21 protein-coding genes are annotated in these 22046 nt (G+C 67.5%); 13 read left to right on the forward strand and 8 right to left on the reverse strand.

What is annotated here, in order from left to right; all coding sequences use genetic code 11:
• The 8 genes from glgX to EJC49_RS03820 all read left to right on the forward strand — a co-directional run bounded on the left by glgX (position 1) and on the right by EJC49_RS03820 (position 10478).
• Positions 1-2073, forward strand: a complete 2073-nt coding sequence (gene glgX / locus EJC49_RS03785) for a glycogen debranching protein GlgX (RefSeq protein ID WP_126698134.1) — start codon at positions 1-3, stop codon at positions 2071-2073.
• A complete protein-coding gene (gene treZ / locus EJC49_RS03790) occupies positions 2070-3911 on the forward strand; it encodes a malto-oligosyltrehalose trehalohydrolase (protein WP_245453248.1) in 1842 nt (613 codons plus the stop codon). Before glgX ends, treZ begins: the two co-directional genes overlap by 4 nt.
• Before the next feature lie 82 nt (positions 3912-3993).
• Entirely contained in the window at positions 3994-4623 is a 630-nt protein-coding gene (gene upp, locus EJC49_RS03795; RefSeq protein WP_126698136.1) for a uracil phosphoribosyltransferase, read from the forward strand.
• A 111-nt stretch (positions 4624-4734) separates the two neighbouring features.
• Entirely contained in the window at positions 4735-5292 is a 558-nt protein-coding gene (locus EJC49_RS03800; RefSeq protein WP_126698137.1) for a TIGR02281 family clan AA aspartic protease, read from the forward strand.
• Positions 5293-5371: 79 nt separating this feature from the next.
• Complete coding sequence (corA, locus tag EJC49_RS03805; RefSeq protein WP_126698138.1) at positions 5372-6445, forward strand: magnesium/cobalt transporter CorA; 1074 nt, start codon at positions 5372-5374, stop codon at positions 6443-6445.
• A 192-nt stretch (positions 6446-6637) separates the two neighbouring features.
• The gene (gene rpsO / locus EJC49_RS03810) at positions 6638-6907 is read left to right on the forward strand and encodes a 30S ribosomal protein S15 (protein WP_126698139.1); all 270 of its coding nucleotides are present in this window, start codon (positions 6638-6640) and stop codon (positions 6905-6907) included.
• Positions 6908-7177: 270 nt separating this feature from the next.
• Complete coding sequence (gene pnp / locus EJC49_RS03815) at positions 7178-9325, forward strand: polyribonucleotide nucleotidyltransferase (protein WP_126698140.1); 2148 nt, start codon at positions 7178-7180, stop codon at positions 9323-9325.
• 136 nt (positions 9326-9461) lie between these two features.
• Positions 9462-10478 carry a class I SAM-dependent methyltransferase gene (locus EJC49_RS03820; protein ID WP_126698164.1) on the forward strand — a complete coding sequence of 339 codons (1017 nt, stop codon included), beginning with the start codon at positions 9462-9464 and terminating at the stop codon, positions 10476-10478.
• 26 nt (positions 10479-10504) lie between these two features.
• On the opposite strand, the gene EJC49_RS03825 is transcribed toward EJC49_RS03820, so the two are convergent.
• The 4 genes from EJC49_RS03825 to fabA all read right to left on the reverse strand — a co-directional run bounded on the left by EJC49_RS03825 (position 10505) and on the right by fabA (position 14752).
• Entirely contained in the window at positions 10505-12034 is a 1530-nt protein-coding gene (locus tag EJC49_RS03825) for a putative bifunctional diguanylate cyclase/phosphodiesterase (RefSeq protein WP_126698141.1), read from the reverse strand.
• Between the two features lie 110 nt (positions 12035-12144).
• On the reverse strand, positions 12145-12945 hold the full coding sequence (gene fabI / locus EJC49_RS03830; protein ID WP_126698142.1) for an enoyl-ACP reductase FabI: 801 nt from the start codon (positions 12943-12945) through the stop codon (positions 12145-12147).
• 12 nt (positions 12946-12957) lie between these two features.
• Complete coding sequence (gene fabB / locus EJC49_RS03835; protein WP_126698143.1) at positions 12958-14175, reverse strand: beta-ketoacyl-ACP synthase I; 1218 nt, start codon at positions 14173-14175, stop codon at positions 12958-12960.
• Positions 14176-14236: 61 nt separating this feature from the next.
• Complete coding sequence (gene fabA, locus EJC49_RS03840; protein ID WP_126698144.1) at positions 14237-14752, reverse strand: 3-hydroxyacyl-[acyl-carrier-protein] dehydratase FabA; 516 nt, start codon at positions 14750-14752, stop codon at positions 14237-14239.
• 235 nt (positions 14753-14987) lie between these two features.
• On the opposite strand from fabA, the gene EJC49_RS03845 reads away from it, so the two are divergent.
• From EJC49_RS03845 to EJC49_RS03865, 5 genes are all read left to right on the forward strand, one after another.
• Positions 14988-15719, forward strand: a complete 732-nt coding sequence (locus EJC49_RS03845) for a hypothetical protein (RefSeq protein WP_126698145.1) — start codon at positions 14988-14990, stop codon at positions 15717-15719.
• A 106-nt stretch (positions 15720-15825) separates the two neighbouring features.
• Positions 15826-16146 carry a hypothetical protein gene (locus tag EJC49_RS03850; RefSeq protein ID WP_126698146.1) on the forward strand — a complete coding sequence of 107 codons (321 nt, stop codon included), beginning with the start codon at positions 15826-15828 and terminating at the stop codon, positions 16144-16146.
• Positions 16147-16184: 38 nt separating this feature from the next.
• Positions 16185-16850, forward strand: a complete 666-nt coding sequence (msrA, locus tag EJC49_RS03855; RefSeq protein ID WP_126698147.1) for a peptide-methionine (S)-S-oxide reductase MsrA — start codon at positions 16185-16187, stop codon at positions 16848-16850.
• A gap of 185 nt (positions 16851-17035) precedes the next feature.
• Positions 17036-18025, forward strand: coding sequence for a BMP family lipoprotein (locus EJC49_RS03860; protein ID WP_126698148.1), 990 nt, complete (start codon positions 17036-17038; stop codon positions 18023-18025).
• A gap of 155 nt (positions 18026-18180) precedes the next feature.
• Positions 18181-19362 carry an MFS transporter gene (locus tag EJC49_RS03865; RefSeq protein WP_126698149.1) on the forward strand — a complete coding sequence of 394 codons (1182 nt, stop codon included), beginning with the start codon at positions 18181-18183 and terminating at the stop codon, positions 19360-19362.
• Between the two features lie 22 nt (positions 19363-19384).
• Here the strand turns inward: EJC49_RS03865 and EJC49_RS03870 are convergent, their stop codons facing one another.
• From EJC49_RS03870 to EJC49_RS03885, 4 genes are all read right to left on the reverse strand, one after another.
• Positions 19385-20104 (reverse strand): hypothetical protein, encoded by a 720-nt coding sequence (locus EJC49_RS03870; protein WP_126698150.1) that lies wholly within the window; start codon positions 20102-20104, stop codon positions 19385-19387.
• 95 nt (positions 20105-20199) lie between these two features.
• Positions 20200-20406, reverse strand: coding sequence for a SlyX family protein (locus EJC49_RS03875; protein ID WP_126698151.1), 207 nt, complete (start codon positions 20404-20406; stop codon positions 20200-20202).
• On the reverse strand, positions 20403-20840 hold the full coding sequence (locus EJC49_RS03880) for an acyl-CoA thioesterase (RefSeq protein WP_126698152.1): 438 nt from the start codon (positions 20838-20840) through the stop codon (positions 20403-20405). Before EJC49_RS03880 ends, EJC49_RS03875 begins: the two co-directional genes overlap by 4 nt.
• The gene (locus tag EJC49_RS03885; protein WP_126698153.1) at positions 20837-22012 is read right to left on the reverse strand and encodes an iron-containing alcohol dehydrogenase; all 1176 of its coding nucleotides are present in this window, start codon (positions 22010-22012) and stop codon (positions 20837-20839) included. The genes EJC49_RS03880 and EJC49_RS03885 overlap by 4 nt, the downstream gene beginning before the upstream one ends.
• Positions 22013-22046: the final 34 nt, after the last annotated feature.

Below are 22046 nucleotides of genomic sequence, written 5' to 3' on the forward strand. Positions count from 1 at the left end.
ATGCGCCGCAACGGACAGATCAAGACGGGCTCCCCCTTTCCGCTGGGGGCCCACTGGGACGGCTCGGGCGTGAATTTCGCCCTGTTTTCCGCCAACGCCACAAAGGTGGAACTCTGCCTCTTCGATGGCGCCGGCCGCCGCGAGATCGAGCGCGTGGAACTGCCCGAGTTCACGCACGAGGTCTGGCACGGCTATCTCCCGGACGTCCGCCCCGGACAATTGTACGGCTACCGGGTGCACGGGCCCTACGAGCCCTCGGCCGGCCACCGCTTCAACCCCAACAAGCTGCTGCTCGACCCCTATGCGCTGGAACTGCGCGGCGACATCCGCTGGCACGACGCCGTGTTCGGCTACCGGATCGGCCATCGGCGCGAGGACCTGTCGTTCGACCAGCGGGATTCGGCCTTCGTCATGCCGAAATGCGTCGTGGTCGATCCGGCCGTGACCTGGGGAAACGACGTGCGGCCCGGCCGCGCCTGGCACGACACGATCATCTACGAAGCCCATGTGAAGGGCATGACCGCGCTGAACCGCGATCTGCCGGAACAGTATCGCGGCACCTTCACCGGGCTGGCCGATCCGCGCACGATCGACCATCTGGTGAAGCTCGGCGTCACCGCGGTGGAGCTGATGCCCACGCAGGCCTTCTTCGACGACCGGCATCTGATCGAACGCGGCCTTTCCAACTACTGGGGCTACAACACGATCGGCTTCTTCGCGCCGGCCACCCGCTTCATCGCGCCCGGCGCCGGCATCCACGACTTCAAGCTGATGGTGCGCCGGCTGCACGAGGCCGGCATCGAAGTGATCCTCGACGTGGTGTACAACCACACCGCCGAAGGCAACCAGATGGGGCCGACGCTCTCCTTCCGCGGCATCGACAATGCCAGCTACTACCTGCTCGGCGATGATCCGCGCTATTATTTCGACACCACCGGCTGCGGCAACACGGTCAACCTGCGCAACCAGCGCGTTCTGCAGATGGTGATGGATTCGCTGCGCTACTGGGTGCAGGACTGCCATGTCGACGGCTTCCGTTTCGACCTGGCGAGCTCGCTCGGCCGCGACCGCGACAGCTTCGACCAGAACGCGGTCTTTCTCGACGCGGTGCGCCAGGACCCGGTGCTGTCGATGGTCAAGCTGATCGCCGAGCCGTGGGACACGGGCAACGACGGATACCAGCTCGGCAACTTTCCGCCGATGTGGGCGGAGTGGAACGACCAGTACCGGGACACCACCCGCGCCTTCTGGAAGGGCGACGACGGCATTGCCTCCGACCTGGCCGGGCGGCTTCTCGGGTCGGCCGACTGTTTCGAGAAGCGCGGGCGCCGGCCGTGGGCGAGCGTCAACTTCGTGACCGCCCATGACGGTTTCACGCTGATGGACCTCGTCAGCTACAACGACAAGCACAACGAGGCGAACGGCGAGGAGAACCGGGACGGCCACTCGCACAACCTGTCCTGGAACTGCGGCGTGGAAGGCGAAACGGACGACGAGGAGATCCTCGAACTGCGCGACCGGATGCGCCGGAACCTCGCCGCCACGGTGCTCCTGTCGCAAGGGACGCCGATGATCCTCATGGGCGACGAAATCGGCCGGACGCAGCACGGCAACAACAACACCTATTGCCAGGACACCGAGATGAACTGGCTGCGCTGGGGCGAGGATGTCGCGGAGCGCGACCAGGCCTTCTTCGAGTTCATGCGCAAGCTCATCCGGCTTCGCCACCAGCAGCCGCTGCTGCGCCAGCGGTACTTCCTGCATGGCGAACCGCGCCCCACTGGCGCGAGCGGTGTCTGCTGGCTTCGCGCCGACGGCGAGCAGATGACGGACGAGGACTGGCACCAGCCGCACACCCGCGCCTTCGCCATGCTTCTGTTCACGACGGAGCAGAAACTGCTGATCGTGTTCAACGCGCATTACGAGGACATCGACTTCGCCCTTCCCGAGGCGTTCGCGACCGGATGGCGGCGGCTTCTCGACACGGCCGACCCCGGCGCCGAAGACGCGGCGATCGATGGCGGGTTTACGGCTCGCAGCCGGGCGCTGATGCTTCTGGAGACCACGGCTTGACGGGCGGCAGGCCCCCTCGCGCCCTGCCGCCGCTGTCGTGGGGGGCCGAGCATACGGGCGACGGGGCGGTGCGCTTCCGGCTCTGGGCGCCGGGGCTCGACGCCCTGACGCTGCGGCTCGGCGGCGAGGACCGGCCGATGACGCGCGGACGCAACGGCTGGTTCGAGCACGTCGCCGACGGGATCGCGCCGGGCACGGCCTATGCCTACGTCCTGCCGGACGGAATGGCGGTTCCCGACCCGGCCGCGCGCGCGCAGGCAAGCGACGTGCACGGGCCGTCCCTCGTGGTCGATCCGGCCACCCATCGCTGGACCGCGCCGGACTGGACGGGCCGGCCCTGGGAACAGGCTGTCATCTACGAGCTGCATGTCGGCACGTTCACCGAGGCAGGCACGTTCGAAGCCGCCATCGAGAAGCTGGACCACCTGGCGGACCTCGGCGTCACCGCGATCGAACTCATGCCGGTGGGGCAGTTCTCAGGCGATCGCGGCTGGGGCTACGACGGTGTCTTGCCCTATGCGCCGCACCGGGCCTATGGCGGCCCGGACGGCCTGAAGGCGCTGGTGGACGCGGCCCACCAACGCGGCCTGATGGTTCTGCTGGACGTGGTCTACAATCATTTCGGGCCGGACGGGAACTACATCTCCCTTTACGCGCCGGACTTCTTCCGCGCCGGGAAGCACACGCCCTGGGGACCGGCGATCGCGTTCGAGGCCGAGCCGGTCCGGCGCTTCTTCGTCGAGAACGCGCTCTACTGGCTCGCGGAGTACCGTCTCGACGGCCTGCGGCTCGACGCGGTCGATCATGTCGCCGACGACCTGCTGGTCGAGATCGGACGGCGCGTGCGCGAGACGTTTCCGGACCGCCACATCCACCTGACGACGGAGGACAACCGCAACGTCACCTTCCTGCACCAGCGCGGCGAGACCGGCACGGTGCCGGGCTTCACCGCGGAATGGAACGACGACTTCCACAGCATCGCGCACGTGATCGCGACCGGCGAGACGGACGGTTATTTTGCCGACTTCGCCGACGATCCGGCCGGCAAGCTCGCCCGCGCCCTGGCGGAGGGCTTTGCCTATCAGGGCGAGGTGTCGCCGCAATGGGGCCGGCCGCGCGGCGAGCCTTGCGCGCACCTGCCGCCGACCGCCTTCGTCGATTTCCTGCAGAACCACGACCAGGTGGGCAACCGGGCCTTCGGCGAGCGCCTGCCCGCCCTCGCCTCGCCCGACATGCTGCGGGTGCTGACGGCGATGCTGCTGCTGTCGCCGCACATCCCGCTGCTGTTCATGGGCGAGGAGTTTTCCGAGGATCGGCCGTTCCTGTTCTTCACCGATTTTCGCGGCGATCTCGCGAAAGCGGTGACCGAAGGCCGGCGGCGCGAATTCGCGACGTTCGCGGCCTTTCGCGACGGGGAAGCGGCGCGGCGCATTCCCGACCCCAACGACCCCGGGACGTTCCTCGCGTCCAAGCTCGACTGGACGAAGCCCGGCCTCGGACGCGGGCGGATCCGGCTCGACCAGATCCGCCGGCTGCTCGCGACAAGGCGCGAAACCATCGCGCCGCTGCTGGCCTCGGCGCGCGGCCACAGCGGAACCATCCGCGACGCCGCCGAGGGTGTGGTGGCGGTCGACTGGAGGCTCGGCGGCGCGAGGCTGAGCCTGCGCGCCAATCTTTCCGGCACGACGCGCAGCGCACCGGGGCTCGATGCACCGGTTCTCTTCGCCGAACCGGCGGAGACGATGGCCGTCCTGGCCGACCGGGTGGAGATGCCGCCCGTTTCGATCGTGGTTGGCCTTGCTCCGCAGGGAGAAGCGGCAACGCGCGCCGAGGGCTGATCGCCGGCTCCTGTTTCCCCGTCGCCACCGATGCGCTAAGGGACCAGATCGAGAGAAATGCGCGCAGTCCGAGGAGCCCCCCATGAAAGGCGTCACCGTCGTCAGCCACCCGCTTGTCCAGCACAAGCTCACCATCATGCGCAAGAAGGAGACCTCGACGGCGAGTTTCCGGCGGCTGCTGCGCGAGATTTCGCTGCTTCTGGGATATGAGGTGACGCGCGAGCTGGAACTGACGACGACCACCATCGAAACGCCGCTGCAGACGATGGAGGCGCCGACGCTGGAAGGCAAGAAGCTGGTCTTCGCCTCGGTGCTTCGCGCCGGCAACGGCCTGCTCGAAGGGCTTCTCGACCTCGTGCCGGCGGCGCGCGTGGCCCATGTCGGGCTCTACCGCGACCACGACACGCTGGAGGCGGTCGAGTATTTCTTCAAGGCTCCGAGCGACCTCGGCGACCGTCTGGTCATCGTGGTCGACCCGATGCTGGCCACCGCCAATTCCGCGATCGCCGCAATCGACAAGCTGAAGGAGCGCGGCGCCACGAACATGCGCTTCCTGTGCCTGCTGGCCGCGCCGGAAGGGCTCGAGCGCTTTACCGCCGCGCATCCCGACGTGCCGGTGTTCACCGCCTCGATCGACGAGAAGCTGAACGAGAAGGGCTACATCGTGCCCGGTCTCGGCGACGCGGGCGACCGCATGTACGGCACCAAGTAGACCCCGGCGCAAACGCTTCGTTCACCATGCGCAGCGCAAGCCTGCGCGGATGGTGGCGAGCTTAAACCGCCTTCAACACAAAGCCTCCAGGGTTCGCCGCGGAGGTTTTCGATGAAGAGACTGCTGCTTGCCCTCTGCGCGATCGTGGCCGCCGCCACCGCGGTGCCGCTCGTCTACCAGTCAGATCCCGAGCGGTTCCACGACATGGCGTCCTGGGCGCTGCGCCCGGCCGAGCCGGAGCCGGTTCCGGTGGTCATGCTGGCGTCGCCGCGCGAGACGGGCGTGCGGCAGCTGACGGGCCGGCGCATCGAGATCCCGATCGATCGCCGCGGCCATTTCAGCGCGGAGTTCCGCGTCAACGGCACGCGGCTCGACGCCATGATCGACACCGGCGCGACGCTGGTGGCGATCAACCGGAGCACGGCGGCGCGCATCGGCCTGAACCTCATGGCGAAGGACTTCGTCTACAAGGTCGACACCGCCAACGGGCCGGCCCTGGCCGCCGCCGCCGTGATCGACAGCCTGCAGATCGGCCGCATCCGCCTCGACGGCGTGGAGGCCGTGGTGCTGGAGGACAAGTCGCTGAAGCAGACGCTGGTGGGCATGAGTTTCCTCAACCGGCTGTCCGCCTTCCGCGTCGAGCGCGGAACCCTGCTGCTGGAGCAGTAGACGGCGGGTCGCCGCCGCCCGCCCCCTCGCTTCGCGCCCGGGGTCGCGGTAAGGACGGCTCTCCTGGAGAAAGCCGCCGATGAAGGACAAGGTCAAGTTCGTGTTCAGACGGCGGGCGCCGATCGGCGCGCCGCCTGGCACCCTCATCCGCGACGAGCGCGCCTCGCCGACGTCGATCCGCATGATCGTGGTGGAGGACGATCACGTCGAAACCACCGCGAACGCCACGGTGGCGCAGGTGCGCGAGGCGCTGGGTTCGAGCAAGCGCGTCTGGGTGGACGTCACCGGGCTTGCCGACCTCGAGCTCCTGGGCGCGGTCGGCGAACTGTTCTCGCTCGATCCGCTCGCGCTGGAGGACATCACCAACACCAACCAGCGGCCCAAGGTCGACACCTACGAAAGCCATGCGCTGATCGTGGTGCACATGTTCGACGGCGTGACCGTGCGCTCCAAGGAACAGTTCTCGATCCTGTTCGACGAGCGGCACGTGGTGACCTTCCAGGAGCGGCCGGGCGACTGCCTGCAGCCGGTGCGCAAGCGCCTGCAGGGCGCCAACGGGCGCATGCGCAAGAGCGGCGCGCCCTATCTGGTCTATGCGCTGCTGGACACCATTCTCGACGCCTATTTCCCGATCCTGGAAAGGATCGGCGAGGAGCTGGAGGAACTGGAAGACCGCATCACCCAGGATCCGCAGCCGGCGGATGTCGGCCGGCTGCACCAGCTCAAGCGCGAACTGCTGGTGGTGAAGCGCGCGCTGTGGCCGTCGCGGGAAATGCTGTCGGCGATGTCGCGCGAGGACCTCGGCCTGATCCCCACCGAGGTGCAGCACTATCTGCGCGACACCTATGACCATGCCATCCAGCTGATCGACCTGGTGGAGACCTACCGCGAACTCGCCACCGGCCTGCTCGACCTCTATCTCTCCAGCGTGTCGACCCGCATGAACGAGGTGATGAAGGTGCTGACGATCATCTCCACCATCTTCATTCCGCTCGGCTTCCTGGCCGGGGTCTGGGGCATGAACTTCCATGCCGACTCGCCGTGGAACATGCCCGAACTCGGCTGGCGCTATGGCTATCCCGCGGCGCTCCTCGTCATGTTCAGCATCGCCTGCGGCCTGCTCTTCCTGTTCTGGCGCAAGAAGTGGATCTGACCGGCCGGACGCGCCGGCACCGCCCGGCGGGCGCCGGTCTCCCGGGAAATTGCCGCTGGCAATCAAACGTGTTTTGCACTATATGCGCCGCACATCTCGCATTTCGCGTCATGTGTACATGGCCCCTGCTGGACGACATCCCGGCCGCGGGCGACCCGTTTTCCTGATCCAACAACAGAAAGGACCAGCACGATGTCGGTAACTGCCGAGCGCAAGCAGGAGCTTGTCAAGGAATTCGCGACCAAGCAGGGCGACACCGGTTCTCCGGAAGTCCAGGTTGCCGTTCTCTCCGAGCGCATCAAGAACCTGACCGAGCATTTCAAGGGCCACGCGAAGGACAACCATTCCCGCCGCGGCCTTCTCAAGATGGTGTCCCAGCGCCGCAGCCTCCTCGACTATCTGAAGGGGAAGGATGAGGCCCGCTACAAGACGCTGATCGAGAAGCTCGGCCTGCGTCGCTGACGAACGTCCGGCCGGCGGCGCCAACGGGTGCCGCCGGCCGGTTCATTGGGCAGGGCTGACAGCCCGCCCGCCCGGTTTCCATCGCGCAAGGCGACCGTGGAAACCGCCCATGGCCAGGTCATGGGGCAGGATTGCAGGACGCTCGCGCGGAGATCGCGCCGGATCATCGAGCCTCCCGTTGTCTTGCCCATGGCTCGGCCCAACGAAGCCACAGGGGGAAAGGCCGCCCGCGCGGACTGCGCGGCCCCTTTCCGCACAGAAAGACGAAACATGTTCAATCACCACAAAGTGGAAATCGAGTGGGGCGGCCGTCCGCTCATCCTGGAAACCGGCAAGATCGCGCGCCAGGCCGATGGCGCGGTGCTCGCGACCTATGGCGAGACCGTCGTGCTCGCGACCGTCGTCTCGATGAAGGAGCCGAAGCCCGGCCTCGACTTCTTCCCGCTGACCGTCAACTACCAGGAAAAGACCTTCGCCGCCGGCAAGATCCCCGGCGGCTTCTTCAAGCGTGAAGGCCGGCCGAGCGAGAAGGAGACGCTGACCTCGCGCCTCATCGACCGCCCGATCCGCCCGCTCTTCGCCGAAGGCTACAAGAACGACACCCAGATCATCGTCACCGTGGTCCAGCATGACCTCGAGAACGATCCCGACGTGCTTGCGATGGTCGCGACCTCCGCGGCACTGACGCTCTCGGGCGTGCCCTTCATGGGTCCGATCGGCGGCGCGCGCGTCGGCTACATCGGCGGCGAGTACGTGCTGAACCCGCACATCGACGAGATGCCGGAATCGAAGCTCGACCTGATCGTCGCCGGCACCTCCGACGCCGTGATGATGGTGGAGTCCGAAGCCCATGAACTCACCGAAGAGGTGATGCTCGGCGCGGTGATGTTCGGCCACAAGGCCTTCCAGCCGGTGATCGACGCCATCATCAAGCTCGCCGAAGTGGCCGCCAAGGACCCGCGCGACTTCACCGCGCCGGATTATTCCGAGCTCGAGGCCGAGATGCTGAAGATCGTCGAGGACGAGCTTCGCGCCGCCTACAAGAACACCGACAAGCAGGCCCGCTATGCCGCCGTCGACGCGGTGAAGGCCAAGGTCAAGGCCGCCTTCGCGCCCGCCGAGGGCGAGGCGGCGAAGTGGACGTCCGAGCAGATCGGCACCGTGTTCAAGGAACTCCAGGCCAAGATCGTGCGCTGGAACATCCTCGACACCAAGAGCCGCATCGACGGCCGCGATCTCGCCACCGTCCGCCCGATCGTCTCGGAAGTCGGCATCCTGCCGCGCACGCACGGCTCGGCGCTGTTCACCCGCGGCGAGACGCAGGCGATCGTGGTCGCCACGCTCGGCACCGGCGAGGACGAGCAGTTCATCGACGCGCTGACGGGCACCTACAAGGAAACCTTCCTGCTCCACTACAACTTCCCGCCCTTCTCGGTCGGCGAGACCGGCCGTGTCGGGTCGCCCGGCCGTCGCGAGATCGGACATGGCAAGCTGGCCTGGCGCGCCATCCATCCGGTGCTGCCCGCCGCCGACCAGTTCCCCTACACGCTGCGCGTCGTCTCCGAGATCACCGAGTCCAACGGCTCGTCCTCGATGGCGACCGTCTGCGGCACCTCGCTGGCGCTGATGGACGCGGGCGTGCCGCTGGCCAAGCCGGTGGCCGGCATCGCCATGGGCCTGATCCTCGAAGGCGACCGCTACGCGGTGCTCTCCGACATTCTCGGCGACGAGGATCACCTCGGCGACATGGACTTCAAGGTGGCCGGCACGCAGGACGGCATCACGTCGCTGCAGATGGACATCAAGATCGCCGGCATCACCGAGGAGATCATGAAGGTCGCGCTCGAGCAGGCCAAGGGTGGCCGCACGCACATTCTCGGCGAGATGGCCAAGGCCATCACCACGGGCCGTTCGGAGCTGGGCGAGTTCGCACCGCGCATCGAGGTGATGAACATCCCGACCGACAAGATCCGTGACGTGATCGGCGCGGGCGGCAAGATCATCCGCGAGATCGTCGAGAAGACCGGCGCCAAGATCAACATCGAGGACGACGGCACGGTCAAGATCGCCTCTTCGAACGCCAAGGAAATCGAGGCGGCGAAGAAGTGGATCCACACCATCGTGGCCGAGCCGGAAGTGGGCGAGATCTACGAGGGCACGGTCGTCAAGACCGCCGACTTCGGCGCCTTCGTCAACTTCTTCGGCCCCAAGGACGGTCTCGTCCACATCTCGCAGCTGGCCTCCGACCGCGTCCAGAAGACCACCGACGTGGTCAAGGAAGGCCAGAAGGTCTACGTCAAGCTGATGGGCTTCGACGAGCGCGGCAAGGTTCGCCTCTCGATGAAGGTCGTCGACCAGGCGACCGGCAAGGAAATCGTCCGCGAGAAGAAGCAGGACGGCGACGAAGACGCCGCCTGATCCTTTTCGGATCGACGAAACGGGACGGGCGCGCCTTCGGGTCGCGCCCGTTTTCGCGTGGCGGCCCGCCTGATCCGCACGAAGGCGGATCAGGCGGACCGTCGTGCCACCAACTCGAAACATGGCCTCGATGACGATGACCGACGACGCGCTCAAGACCCTGTCCCACCCGTTCGAGGCGGGCCTGCTCGAAGCGCCCGGCCGCCGCGCGCTGTTTCTCGGCGCGCGTGCCGGCTTGCGCCTGCCGCGATCGATGGATCTCGAGCTCCTGGCCGTGCAGGGCTTTCGCCCGGACGTTCTGGCGCTGGAGAAGGCCGGCTTCACGGTGAAGCCGCGCGCGGAGGGGACAGGCTATGATCTGGCCCTCGTGCTGCTCGGCCGCCATCGCGGCCAGAACGAGGCCTGGCTGCGCGAGGCCTTCGGGCGCACGCGCGAAGGCGGGCTGGTGGTAGCCGCCGGCGGCAAGACGGAAGGCGCAGACAGCCTGCGCAAGCGCTTCGAGGGCGTGCTGACGCCTGCGGGCCACATGCCGAAGCACCACGGCGTCGTGTTCTGGTTCGAGCGGCCGTCGGACGAGCAGCTGGCGACCGCGCCCTTCATGACAGCTGGACCGGCCGACCGGGTCGACGGCCGGTTCCTCACCGCGCCGGGCATGTTCTCGCATGAGCGCATCGACCCGGCCTCGAAGCTGCTGGCCGACAACCTGCCGGCGGCGATCAAGGGGCGGGTGGCCGATTTCGGCGCGGGCTGGGGCTATCTGTCGTCGGAGATCCTGAAGCGCGCCGAAGGCCTGACGGCACTCGACCTGCATGAGGCGGACTTCGAGTCGCTGGAGGCGGCGAAGGCGAACCTGGCGGGTCTGACCGGCGATGCGCCGATCGGGTACCACTGGCGCGACCTGCTGCAGGAGCCGGTGGCGCGGCAGTACGACCTGATCGTCATGAACCCGCCGTTCCACCAGGGCCGGGCGGCCGAGCCGGCGATCGGGCAAGGCATGATCCGCGCCGCATCGGCCGCGCTGAAGCCGGGCGGCCGGCTGATGATGGTGGCAAACCGGGGGATGCCCTACGAGCCGGTTCTGGCCGCCGCCTTCGCCGCGACCGGCGAAACCTGCCGCGACGACCGCTTCAAGGTGCTCTGGGCGAAGCGGTAGCGCCGTTCGGCCGCCGCCGCCGTGCGTCAGTGTATGGCGAACGAGGGCAGTTCCACGGCTTCGCCGCCGCGGATGACCAGCGGGCCCGGCCGGCCGTAGAGATAGCCCTGGAACACGTCGCAGCCGGCGGCGCGCAACAGCACCGCCTGGTTTTCGGTTTCCACGCCTTCCGCGATGGTGCGCACGCCGAGCGCCCGCGACAGGCCGACGATGGTCGAGACGACCGCGCCGCCATTGTCCTTCTCGATGCGGCTGACGAAGGACTTGTCGATCTTCAGCTTCTGGAACTGGAAGTCGATGAGATAGGACAGGTTGGAATAGCCCGTGCCGAAATCGTCGACCGCAACCGAGATGCCGATCGCCGAGAGCTGGCGCAGCATTTCAGCGGCGCGCTCCTTGTCCTGCATCATCGCCGTCTCGGTCACTTCGAGTTCCAGCCGCTTCGGATCGAGCCCGGTCTGTTCCAGCACCGACTGGACGAAGCGGACGAAATCCCTGGTCATGAACTGGACCGGCGAGATGTTCACCGCCACGAAGCAGTCGTCGGGCAGGCAGTGCGCATCCTCGCAGGCCTTGCGCAGGACCCATTCGCCGATCGGGCCGATCATGCCCGTCTCCTCGGCGATCGAAATGAACTCCATCGGCGGGATGGAGCCGCGCTCCGGGTGGTTCCAGCGCAGCAACGCCTCGTATCCGACGACACGCCCCTTCAGCAGATCCATCTGCGGCTGGTAGTGGAGATCGAAATCGCCGCGCTGGAAGGCCACGTTGAGCTCCGATTCGAGCCATTGGCGGTAGTCGGCGACCTGTCCCATCGTGTCCTGGAAAACCGCCCAGTTGCCGACGCCGTTGGCGCGGGCGTTCTGCAGGGCCAGGTTGGAACGGCGCAGCAGCTTGATGGCGTCCTGGCCATCCTTGGGCATGGCGACCAGCCCGACCGAGAGGTTGACGGTCTGCTGGTGGGTGGGGAGCTTGTAGGGCTTGCTCATTTCCTCGAGCATGCGCTCGACCATCCGGTCGATGCGGTCGACGACCTTGCTTTCGGGCACGAGGACGATGAATTCACCGGCGCCGATGCGTCCGAGCTCCAGTCCCGCCGGGAAGTGCTTCTTCAGGCGGCGGGCAAAGACGCGGATCAGCTGGTCGCCCTGGCTGTAGCCGATCGCCTCGTTGATCTGCTTGAACCGGTCGATGTCGAGGTCGATCAGGTAGACCGGTTCGCCGGTGCGCACGGTGCTGGCGGCGGCCTCGGCGATCTTGCCGATCATGGCATTGCGGGAGTGGAAACCGGACAGCTTGTCGACCTGCGTCTCCTGGAAGACGTAGTTGGCCGATTCGTCGACGCCGGCGAAGAAGGAGAGCGCCGTTCCGGCCGCCGCCAGGGCGCAAAGGGCCGCGATGACCCCGCCGAGAATCCCCGGGTCCAGCCGCGTCATGTTGTCGAGCAGGCCGAATTTCAGCGCCCAGATGCCCAGCAAAAGGCTTCCAAGCCCCGCCGCCGCGATCGTGATCAACCTGAAGACCGGCGTCCTGGTGGGGTTGCTTGCCGCAGCCATACCCAATTCCTCAATTTCGACCGAACCCTAGTCCGGTGTCACTGAAGTTTCGGTGCAGGGCACGTCTAAATGTTTAGCGATTGGCGCGAATGCGACAGGCACGCGGTGGTTCAATCGGCCTTCTTGAGCTCGTCGAGCGCCGGCATCGAGACGATGTGATAGCCGCTGTCCACGTAGTGGACCTCCCCGGTGACGCCCGACGCGAGGTCGGAGAGGAGATAGAGCGCCGAGCCGCCGATCTCGTCGATGTCGACCGTGCGCCGCAGCGGCGCATTGCGCGCCTGGTAGGCGAACATGTGGCGGGCGTCGGCAATGCCCGCGCCCGCGAGCGTGCGCACCGGACCGGCCGAAAGCGCGTTGACGCGGATGCCCGAGGGTCCGAAGTCGTTGGCGAGGTAGCGGACGCTCGCCTCCAGCCCGGCCTTGGCGACGCCCATGACGTTGTAGTTGGGCATCACCCGCACGGAGCCGGCATAGGTCAGCGTGAGGAGCGAACCGCCGCCCGACATCAGCTCGGCCGCCCGCCGCGCCACCTCGGTGAAGGAAAAGCAGGAGATCACCATGGTGCGCACGAAATTGTCGCGCGTGGTGTCGGCGTAGCGGCCCTTGAGCTCGTTCTTGTCGGAGAAGCCGATGGCGTGGACGAGGAAATCCATGCCGCCCCATTCGTCCTTCAGGGCACCGAACACGGCGTCCATGGAGGCGGTGTCCTCGACGTCGCAAGGCAGGACGAGGCTCGCGCCAAGCGATTCGGCGAGCGGCTTGACCCGGCGGCCGAAGGCATCGCCCTGGTAGGTGAAGGCCAGTTCCGCGCCCTGCGCGGCAAGCTTCCTGGCGATGCCCCAGGCGATCGAATGGTCGTTCGCGACGCCCATCACGAGCCCGCGCTTGCCCTTCATCAGATCCTGCATGACCGGTGTGCCTTAAGCGTGACGCTGGAAGACGAGCGTGGCGTTGGTGCCGCCGAAGCCGAACGAATTGGACAGGACGGTGTCGAGCTTCGCGTCGTCGATCCGCTCGCGCACGATCGGGACGCCCTCGAATTCGGGATCGAGCGTCTCGATATGGGCGCTCTTGCCGATGAAGCCCGCCTGCATCATCAGGATCGAGTAGATCGATTCCTGCACGCCGGCCGCGCCCAGAGAATGGCCCGTCAGCGACTTGGTGGACGAGATGTGGGGGATCCGGTCGCCGAAGACCTCGCGGATCGCGCCGATCTCGCGCTGGTCGCCGACCGGCGTCGAGGTGCCGTGCGTGTTGATGTAGTCGACCGGGCCATCGACGGTGGCGATCGCCTGCTTCATGCAGCGAACCGCGCCCTCGCCGGACGGCGCGACCATGTCGTAACCATCGGACGTCGCGCCGTAGCCGACCACCTCGGCATAGATCTTCGCGCCGCGCGCCCTGGCATGCTCGAGTTCCTCGAGCACGAGGACGCCCGCGCCGCCCGCGATGACGAACCCGTCGCGGTCGACGTCATAGGCCCGGCTGGCGACGGCCGCGCGGTCGTTGTACTTCGACGACATCGCGCCCATGGCGTCGAACAGGTTCGACATCGACCATTCGAGATCCTCGTGGCCGCCGGCGAACATGACGTCCTGCTTGCCCCACTGGATGAGCTCGTAGGCGTTGCCGATGCAATGCGCCGAGGTGGAGCAGGCCGAGGAGATGGAGTAGTTCACGCCGTGGATCTTGAACCAGGTGGCGAGCGTCGCCGAGGCGGTCGACGACATCGCCTTCGGCACGGCGAAGGGTCCGATGCGCTTGGGGCTGTTGTTCTTGTTGGTGATCTCGGCCGCGTCGACGATGGTGCGGGTCGACGGACCGCCCGAGCCCATCACGATGCCGGTGCGCTCGTTGGTGATGTCGCCCTGCTCCAGGCCGGAATCCCGGATGGCCTGTTCCATGGCCACGTGGTTCCAGGCGCCGCCCTTGGACAGGAATCGCATGGCGCGGCGGTCGACCAGCTCGGTCGGATCGAGCGTCGGCCGGCCCCAGACCTGGCAGCGGAAGCCGTGCTCGGCGAAGGAATCCGAAAAGCTGATGCCGGAGCGCGCGTCGCGCAGCGACGCCTCGACCTCCGCCGCATCGTTGCCAATCGAGGACACGATCCCCAGCCCGGTCACGACCACTCGTCTCATGATGGTTTCCTTCTCGCCGTGTTGTCTCGCGACGCCGCCGCGGCGGCTCACCGCGATCGTGTCAGGCCGCACTCTGCTTGGACAGGCCGACCTTCAGGTCGGATGCGTGATAGATGGTCTCTCCATCTGCCTTTAGCCAGCCGTCGGCGATGCCGAGCACCAGGCGGCCCCGCATGACGCGCTTGAAGTCCACGCCATATTCGACGAGCTTCACCGAGGGCGTGACCATGCCCTTGAACTTGACCTCGCCCGTCGACAGCGCCATGCCCTTGCCCGGCTCGCCCAGCCAGCCGAGATAGAAGCCGGTCAGCTGCCACATGGCATCGAGCCCCAGGCAGCCCGGCATGATCGGATTGCCGATGAAGTGGCAGGGAAAGAACCAGAGGTCGGGCCGGATGTCGAATTCGGCGCGGATGTAGCCCTTGCCATGTTCGCCGCCGGTCTCGCTGATGTCGGTGATGCGGTCGAACATCAGCATGGGCGGCGCGGGCAGCTGCGCGTTGCCGGGTCCAAACAGGTCTCCCCGGGCGCAGGCCAGAAGGTCCTCGTAGCCGTAGCTGGATTTCTGCGCCGCCATGTGTCCCTTCCCTTCGTCGCCGGCTTCCTGCCGATCAGATAGCGTTTTGCCCGTGCCGCTGCAAATCGTTGCCTGCGCTTATCGCGATGCCGACCGGGGGTCAATGCGGGCGCCGGTTCCGTCGGGTGCCGGCGGCGGCGAGATCGGGGGTTTTCCAACGAGAGACCGATCGCGGCCATGCTTGACAGCGCGCGACACGTATCGTTCGCTGGCGGGGCGGGAGCGGGGACGTTCGATGGACGCAGCGAGTTCTGGCGCGATGGGGCCGTCCGGCGGAGACCTCGGCAAGGGGTGGGGCTGGACGCCGCCGCTCGCCTGGGTGGCGCTGACGATGCTTCTCGCGGCGAGCGGCGTTTATTCCACGCTGCCGCATGCGTGGAACCCGTCGCTGCCGGCGTTCCTGACCACCTATCTCCAGGCGAGCCTGGGCGTCTCGGTGGTGAACATCCTCTGGGGCGGATGGATCCTGGCGGCCGCCCATTCCCGCTCACGCGCCCTGCGGCGCGGTTTCCTCGCCTGGCAATCGTTCAACATCGTCGCCGTGGCGGCATCGGTGGGATACACCGGCTTCGTGGCCGAGTTCGTCACGACGGCCTCCAGCGTGTTCCTTCCGCTGATGGAGTTCGCGGTCGGCATCGCGCTGATCGTCTATGCCCGGCGGCTTCCCGACGCTCCGGCGCCGGCCGTGCCAGCGCCCGTTCCGGCGACGGCGGGACGCAAGCCCTCCGCCGCGCTCTACCTCGTCAACGGCGTGATCGGCGGGATCGTCGGCGCGATCCTCGGCGGCGTCGCGGGCTTCCCGTTCGGCGCTCTTCTGGCGGACGTCCTCGACATCTCGTGCTTCGAGGGCGGCTGCGGATACTTCGCGGCGGCGATCGGGCTCCTGCTCATCCTCGTCGGCCTCGTCGCCGGGATCGTGGTGGCGGTGATGCGCACCCGCCGGGCGGCGCGGCGGCCACCCGCCTGATGCTGCGGGCGTCACATTCGCGTGTAGCGATTGAAGCCGGCCGGCCATGGCCTTACATCGGCGGGGACGATAGACTTGGCCGCGGCAATGATCCGGGGCAGCAGGCGTGATACGGTTCTTCTTTCGATTTCTGTCGGTGGTGTCGCTGGCCGTGGCCGTCATTCTGGCCGTCATCGACGCCACCCGGTCGATCGCGGCATCGGAACTCGTCCTGACCCCACTCGGCACGAGCTGGTTCGCCGTCTCGCCCGAAACGCTGAACCTCGCCCAGGCCGTCGTTCAGCGCCACGTGTTTCCGGCCTTGTGGGATCCGATCCTCGTGACGATCCTGACCTTGCCCGGCTTCGTGGTCTTTCTGGCGCTGGCGCTGCTGTTCTACATGATCGGACGCAGACCGGCGCGCCGCTTCGGCAGGGTGGGCGCCTGACGCGGACCCGCCCGATGGTTCAAAGGAGCTGACACAGAATGTTCTTCCTCGGCGATCTCCTCAACAAGAAGCAGACGATGCCCAAGCCGGAGGACGCGCTTCGCGGCCGCGACGCGCCGCTGCCCACCGCGCGGGTTCACGACGTCAACGGCCGGCCCCTGAAAGGCCCCTATCCGGACGGCCTCGCGGTCGCCTATTTCGGCATGGGCTGCTTCTGGGGCGCCGAACGGCTGTTCTGGCAGACCCCGGGCGTCTGGGTCACCGCGGTGGGGTACCAGGGCGGCTACACGCCCAACCCGACCTATCCCGAAACCTGCACCGGCATGACCGGCCACGCCGAAGTGGTGAAGGTGGTCTACGATCCCGGCGAGGTTTCCTTCGCGGACCTGCTGAAGATCTTCTGGGAGAGCCACGATCCGACCCAGGGCATGCGCCAGGGCAACGACGTCGGCACGACCTATCGCTCGACCATCTACACGACCACGCAGGACCAGCTGGACCAGGCGCTCGCCTCGCGCGATGCCTATCAGGCCGAGCTGCGCCATGCCGGGCGCGGCAGAGTGACGACCGAGATCGCCGAGGCGCCGGAATTCTATTTCGCCGAGACCGAGCACCAGCAGTACCTGAGCAAGAATCCGGGCGGCTACTGCAACCTTCGGGGCACCGGCGTGTCCTGCCCGATGCCCGGCGTGGCCGCCGAGTAGGCCGCGTTCGCCGGTCTTCGGCTTTTCCGGAAGGTCAAAAAATCCGCGTGAATTTTGCCATCCGGCGTGCAAGAGTGACGGCGAGCGGGGGTAAAAACCCCTGCCTGGGTTCGCGCGGGGGCGAAAGCTCCACAGTCGAGCCTGCACATAAACCGTTTGGAAAAACCAACAGGGTGTGGATCACAATGAAGCGTCTCGTCCTTGGCCTCCTGGCCGCAACAGTCCTGTCGGTGCCGGCCTTCGCCGCCGACATCGCACCCGCGATCATCTATGATCTGGGCGGCAAGTTCGACAAGTCGTTCAACGAGGCGGCCTACAACGGCGCCGAGCAGTTCAAGGCCGAATCCGGCATCGAATACGTCGAGTTCGAGATTTCCAACGACGCGCAGCGCGAACAGGCCCTGCAGCGCTTCGCCAATGACGGCCGCAACCCGATCGTGATGGCCGGCTTCTCCTGGGCGGCGGCGCTGGAGAAGGTGGCGGCCGAGTATCCGGACACCAACTTCGCCATCATCGACATGGTGGTGGACGCGCCGAACGTCCGTTCGGTCGTCTACAAGGAACACGAGGGCTCCTATCTCGTCGGCGTGATGGCTGCGATGGCTTCGGAGTCCAAGAAGGTCGGCTTCATCGGCGGCATGGACATTCCGCTGATCCGCAAGTTCGGCTGCGGCTATGTCGGCGGCGCCAAGGCGGCCGGCGCGACCGACGTGATCCAGAACATGACCGGCGACACGCCGGCGGCCTGGAACGACCCGACCAAGGGCGGCGAAATCGCCAAGTCGCAGATCAGCCAGGGCGCGGACGTGATCTACGCCGCGGCCGGCGGCACCGGCGTGGGCGTGCTGCAGGCGGCGGCGGATGCGGGCAAGCTCGGCATCGGCGTCGATTCCAACCAGAACGGCCTGCAGCCGGGCAAGGTGCTCACCTCGATGCTGAAGCGCGTCGACGTGGCCGTGTACAACGCCTTCAACGACGCCAAGAACGACCAGTTCACCTATGGCTTCAACGTGCTCGGCCTGGCCGAGGACGGCGTCGGCTACGCGATGGACGACAACAACAAGGATCTGGTGAGCCAGGACATGATCGACGCGGTGGAGAAGGCCAAGGCCGACATCATCGCCGGCACCGTCGAGGTGCACGACTACATGTCGGACAATTCCTGCCCGTACTGATCGAGGGCCTTTCTCGTCGAAACCGCCGGGCCCAGCGCCCGGCGGTTTTGTTTTGGGCCACGTCCGGCCGGCCGTTGTGGGAACCGACACCGAGCCTGTATGCATCGGCGTCCCCGGGGCCGGCTTCGATTCGGCCGCCATGCGTGAGCCGAACCATGACGCCGAATGGAAGCACCCGCCGCATCGCGGCCCTCGTCATGCTCCTCGTGGCCGGCATCCTGGCGGGCGCGCAGCTGGCCAAGATCGCGCCGCTGGTCGACTGGTACCAGCGCGAGGCGGGCTACTCGCTGGTGACGATCGGCTGGCTGACCTCGACCCTCGGCCTCTTCGTCGCGCTGGCGGCGCTGCCGGCCGCCTTCGCCATCGACCGTGTCGGCATGTACGCCTCGTTCGTCGGTTCATCCGCCGCGCTGGCGGTGGGCGGGGTGATGCTCGCCGGCTTCGAAGCCCCGGCCGCCGTGCTGGCGGGCCGCCTCGTCGAAGCGCTCGGCTACCTGGTGATCGTGATCGCCACGCCGGCGCTGCTGGCCGCGCTCGCGCCCGAACGGCTGAAGGCGCCGGCGCTCGCGGTGTGGGGCGGCTTCGTCCCGCTCGGCTATGCCTTCGCGGATTTCTCCGCGGCGGCCCTGCTGCCGGTGGTGGCGCCGCGCACCTATCTCCTGATCGTCGCGTTGTGCTTTGCCGCCAGCGCCGCCGCAGCGGCCGTGCTGGCGCTTCGCCTGGACCCGGTCGACGACGGCGCGCGGGACCGGTCTCCCCTGTCGCTTCGGTCCAACTTCACCCTGCCCGTGGGCGCGGTGGCGGCCGCCTTCGGCGCCTATGTGGTGCTGTCGCTCGGCTTCTTCTCGTTCCTGCCGAGCTTCGCGGGCGACGGCACCGGCGCAATCCTGCTCTCGGCGGGTTTCGTCGCGCTGATGGTGCCCTTCGGCAACGTCCTGGCCGGGGTTCTCGTGGAGGGCCGGGGGCCGCGCTTCATCGCCTGGCTGACGGTGGCGGGCTTCGTCGCGAGCGCGGTCTCGGCCGTGCCGTTCTTTTCGTCGCCCGATCCGGTGATCGCGACCGCGGCCGCCGTGGTCTTCGCCATTTCGGGCGGGGTGGTGGCCTCGGCCCTGTTTGCCTGCATTCCCTCGGTGGTGCCGGTCGGAGGGTCGGTGGCGGTGGGCATCGGGCTCGTCGCCCAGACCGGCGGCATCGGCACCCTGGTCGGGCCGCCGCTCGCGGGCTACATGATTTCCGAATACGACTGGCCGGGCTTCGGCTGGTTCCTGGCCATCGTCTCGCTGGCGGGCATCGTGTGCCTGACGCCGATGCTCGGCGCCCGCACGCCAAGGGCCTGATGCGCGACCGGTGGGCGCCCGCCTACGGAGCGCCGACGGGCCGGGCCATGCCTTCGAACAGGATCGATCCGTCCGCGAAGGACATCCCTGCCGTCACACGGTAGCGCTGTCCTGGCTCGGGATTCGGCAGATCCGGCCCGCGCCACCGCGTCGTCTCGGCGGACTGCAGCGCGCCCAGCGGCACGAAGCCGATCACGTCGTCGTAGATCGTCCAGAGATGAAACCCGGCGCCATCGACCGCGCCTTCGAGCGCCAGGGGCACGAAGCGAAGCGTGTCGTCATTGCCGACCTCGAGAATGCCGCCGAGGCCGCCGCTCTCGTCGGTGAGGGCGACGACCATGGCCGGCGTGGCCGGGCTCGACGATCTGTCGCCCGCGACATAGCTCGCCCCGCAGGCCGCGGCCACGCCGGCAACCAGAAGGGCGCCCTTCCAGCCGGACGCGAGAGGCGAGCGCGCAAACGACGAACGGCCCGTCGCGCGCGCCGACCGGCCGGTCCGGGCGGCGGGCGAGGCGACGGCCTGCATCTGGGGAAGGCTGTTCAGCCCCGCTTCGACGGACCGCCACAACTCCCTGTCGGTGAGGGTGTCGCTGCGCCGGATCCGCTCGGAAAGACGCAGCACGGCCTCGCGGAACTTCGGGTCGAGCTCGAGGTCGCGTTCCGCGCGCTCGCGTTCGGCCGGCTCCATCCGGCCCATGACATAGTCCCCCGCGCGTCCGTAACGTTCGCTGTCGCTGCTCATGGCGTCTGATCCGCAGTCGGTCCTCCCCGGACCGAGGCCATGATAGAGCATCCGGCGCCGCGGCGGAACCGTGAACAGGCGTCCGTCACCACCAGCTACCAGTGCGGCGGCTTCGTCACCGGGACGTCAGAACCCGTCCGTTCCTCGACGGCGAGGAAGCGTTCGGTCAGGAGGTCGAGCTTCTTGCGCATCTTCTCGACGACGACCCACTGCTCGGCGAGCTGGCCGGACAGATCCTCGATGGTGCGCTCCTGTTCGGCGACGATCATTTCGAGCCGGGCGACGCGGTCGTCTTCGTTCATGTCGCGATCCCCTCGAGCGCGACGCGCAACGCCTCGTTCAACGGCATGGGCTTGCGGCTTTCGCGGTCGACATAGACGTGGATGAAGAAGCCTTCCGCCGCCGCCGTTTCATCCGCGTTGCGAAACAGGCCGACCTCGTAGCGCACCGAACTGGACCCGAGCCGGGCGACGCGGATGCCGGCGGTCACGACATCGGGAAACGCCATCTCGGCAAAGTAGCGACACCCCGTCTCGACCACGAGGCCGATCTGGCGGCCACCGTGGAAATCGAGCACGCCGCGTTCGACGAGCCAGCCATTCACCGCCGTGTCGAACAGCGAATAATGGACCACGTTGTTCATGTGGCCGTAGACGTCGTTGTCCATCCAGCGCGTCTGGATGGTGCGGAAGGCGCGATAGCCGGCGCGGGTGCCAGGCGCGGGGCGCGTCATCACCAGGCCGCGCGGTAGATCGCCAGCGCGTCGGATTCGCCCACCGGGCGCGGATTGTTCACCAGCAGGCGCTGCTGCTTCATGGCATCCGCCGCCATCTTGGCCAGATGCTCCTCGCCGATGCCGACGTCGCGCAGGCGCGGCTGCAGCCCGACACGGGCGGAGAGATCGGCCAACGCCTCGATGAAGGCGGCGCAGCGACCCTGGACCCCTTCCTCGCGGGCCAGGCCGGGGAAGGCGTCGGCGGCGATTTCGGCGTAGAGATGCGCGGCGTCCGGCGCGTTGAAGCGCAGCACGTGCGGCAGCACCAGCGCGTTCGACAGGCCGTGCGGAACGTGGAACGTGCCGCCGATCGGATAGGCCAGCGCGTGCACGGCGGCCACGGGCGAATTGGCAAAGGCCTGCCCGGCCAGCATGGAGCCGAGCAGCATGGCGCCGCGCGCGGCGATGTTGCCGCCGTCGCTCACGGCCGTCTCGATGTTGGCGCCGATCAGCTGCAGCGCCTGCTTCGCCAGGCTGCGCGACAGGGGATTGTTGTTGGCGCTCTTCGACGCATAGGCCTCGATGGCATGCACCATGGCGTCGATGCCGGTGGCCGCCGTGATCGCCGGCGGCAGGCCGAGCGTCAGCTCGGCATCGAGCACGGCGACGTCGGGGAGAATGACCGGGGAGGAAACGCCGCGCTTTTCCTCGTCGCCGACCGTGATGATGGAGACCGGCGTCACTTCCGATCCGGTGCCGGCCGTCGTCGGCACCAGCACCAGCGGCAGGCGCGGCCCCCTGGCATTGCCGACGCCCCAGGCGCCGTCGAGATCCTCGCTGGAACCGATCAGCAGCGCAGCCAGCTTGGCCACGTCGAGCGACGAGCCGCCGCCGAAGCCGACCACGCCGGTCACGCCGGCGGACCGTCCCGCGCTGGTGGCCTGCATCAGCGTCGCGAGCGAGGGATCCGCCTCGACCTGATCGAAGATCGTCACGGGGATGCCCGCCGCCTCGAAAGAGGCCAGCGCCGGGTCGCAAAGCCCCAGCCTGCGCAGGCCGGGGTCGGTGACGAACAGGACCGTCTCTCCGAGCCTCCTGCCGGTGAGCTGGCCCAGCCGTCTGGCGGCGCCGTTCTCGAAAACGATCGAGGGGGTGGTGTTGAATGTGAAGGGAGGGAATGCCGGATTTGTCATGGCGCGGAAATTGACAAGCCGCGAGCCTTTTGTC

Origin of the sequence: Aquibium carbonis, from assembly GCF_003970795.1 — a bacterium.
GTDB lineage: Bacteria > Pseudomonadota > Alphaproteobacteria > Rhizobiales > Rhizobiaceae > Aquibium > Aquibium carbonis.

Excerpts from the sequence above, each read along its gene's own strand:
- glgX (WP_126698134.1), top strand. The coding sequence starts at position 1 with ATGCGCCGCAACGGACAGATCAAGACGGGCTCCCCCTTTCCGCTGGGG.
- upp (WP_126698136.1), top strand. The coding sequence starts at position 3,994 with ATGAAAGGCGTCACCGTCGTCAGCCACCCGCTTGTCCAGCACAAGCTC.
- EJC49_RS03800 (WP_126698137.1), top strand. The coding sequence starts at position 4,735 with ATGAAGAGACTGCTGCTTGCCCTCTGCGCGATCGTGGCCGCCGCCACC.
- corA (WP_126698138.1), top strand. The coding sequence starts at position 5,372 with ATGAAGGACAAGGTCAAGTTCGTGTTCAGACGGCGGGCGCCGATCGGC.
- rpsO (WP_126698139.1), top strand. The coding sequence starts at position 6,638 with ATGTCGGTAACTGCCGAGCGCAAGCAGGAGCTTGTCAAGGAATTCGCG.
- pnp (WP_126698140.1), top strand. The coding sequence starts at position 7,178 with ATGTTCAATCACCACAAAGTGGAAATCGAGTGGGGCGGCCGTCCGCTC.
- EJC49_RS03820 (WP_126698164.1), top strand. The coding sequence starts at position 9,462 with ATGACCGACGACGCGCTCAAGACCCTGTCCCACCCGTTCGAGGCGGGC.
- EJC49_RS03825 (WP_126698141.1), bottom strand. The coding sequence starts at position 12,034 with ATGGCTGCGGCAAGCAACCCCACCAGGACGCCGGTCTTCAGGTTGATC.
- fabI (WP_126698142.1), bottom strand. The coding sequence starts at position 12,945 with ATGCAGGATCTGATGAAGGGCAAGCGCGGGCTCGTGATGGGCGTCGCG.
- fabB (WP_126698143.1), bottom strand. The coding sequence starts at position 14,175 with ATGAGACGAGTGGTCGTGACCGGGCTGGGGATCGTGTCCTCGATTGGC.
- fabA (WP_126698144.1), bottom strand. The coding sequence starts at position 14,752 with ATGGCGGCGCAGAAATCCAGCTACGGCTACGAGGACCTTCTGGCCTGC.
- EJC49_RS03845 (WP_126698145.1), top strand. The coding sequence starts at position 14,988 with ATGGACGCAGCGAGTTCTGGCGCGATGGGGCCGTCCGGCGGAGACCTC.
- msrA (WP_126698147.1), top strand. The coding sequence starts at position 16,185 with ATGTTCTTCCTCGGCGATCTCCTCAACAAGAAGCAGACGATGCCCAAG.
- EJC49_RS03860 (WP_126698148.1), top strand. The coding sequence starts at position 17,036 with ATGAAGCGTCTCGTCCTTGGCCTCCTGGCCGCAACAGTCCTGTCGGTG.
- EJC49_RS03865 (WP_126698149.1), top strand. The coding sequence starts at position 18,181 with ATGACGCCGAATGGAAGCACCCGCCGCATCGCGGCCCTCGTCATGCTC.
- EJC49_RS03870 (WP_126698150.1), bottom strand. The coding sequence starts at position 20,104 with ATGAGCAGCGACAGCGAACGTTACGGACGCGCGGGGGACTATGTCATG.
- EJC49_RS03875 (WP_126698151.1), bottom strand. The coding sequence starts at position 20,406 with ATGAACGAAGACGACCGCGTCGCCCGGCTCGAAATGATCGTCGCCGAA.
- EJC49_RS03885 (WP_126698153.1), bottom strand. The coding sequence starts at position 22,012 with ATGACAAATCCGGCATTCCCTCCCTTCACATTCAACACCACCCCCTCG.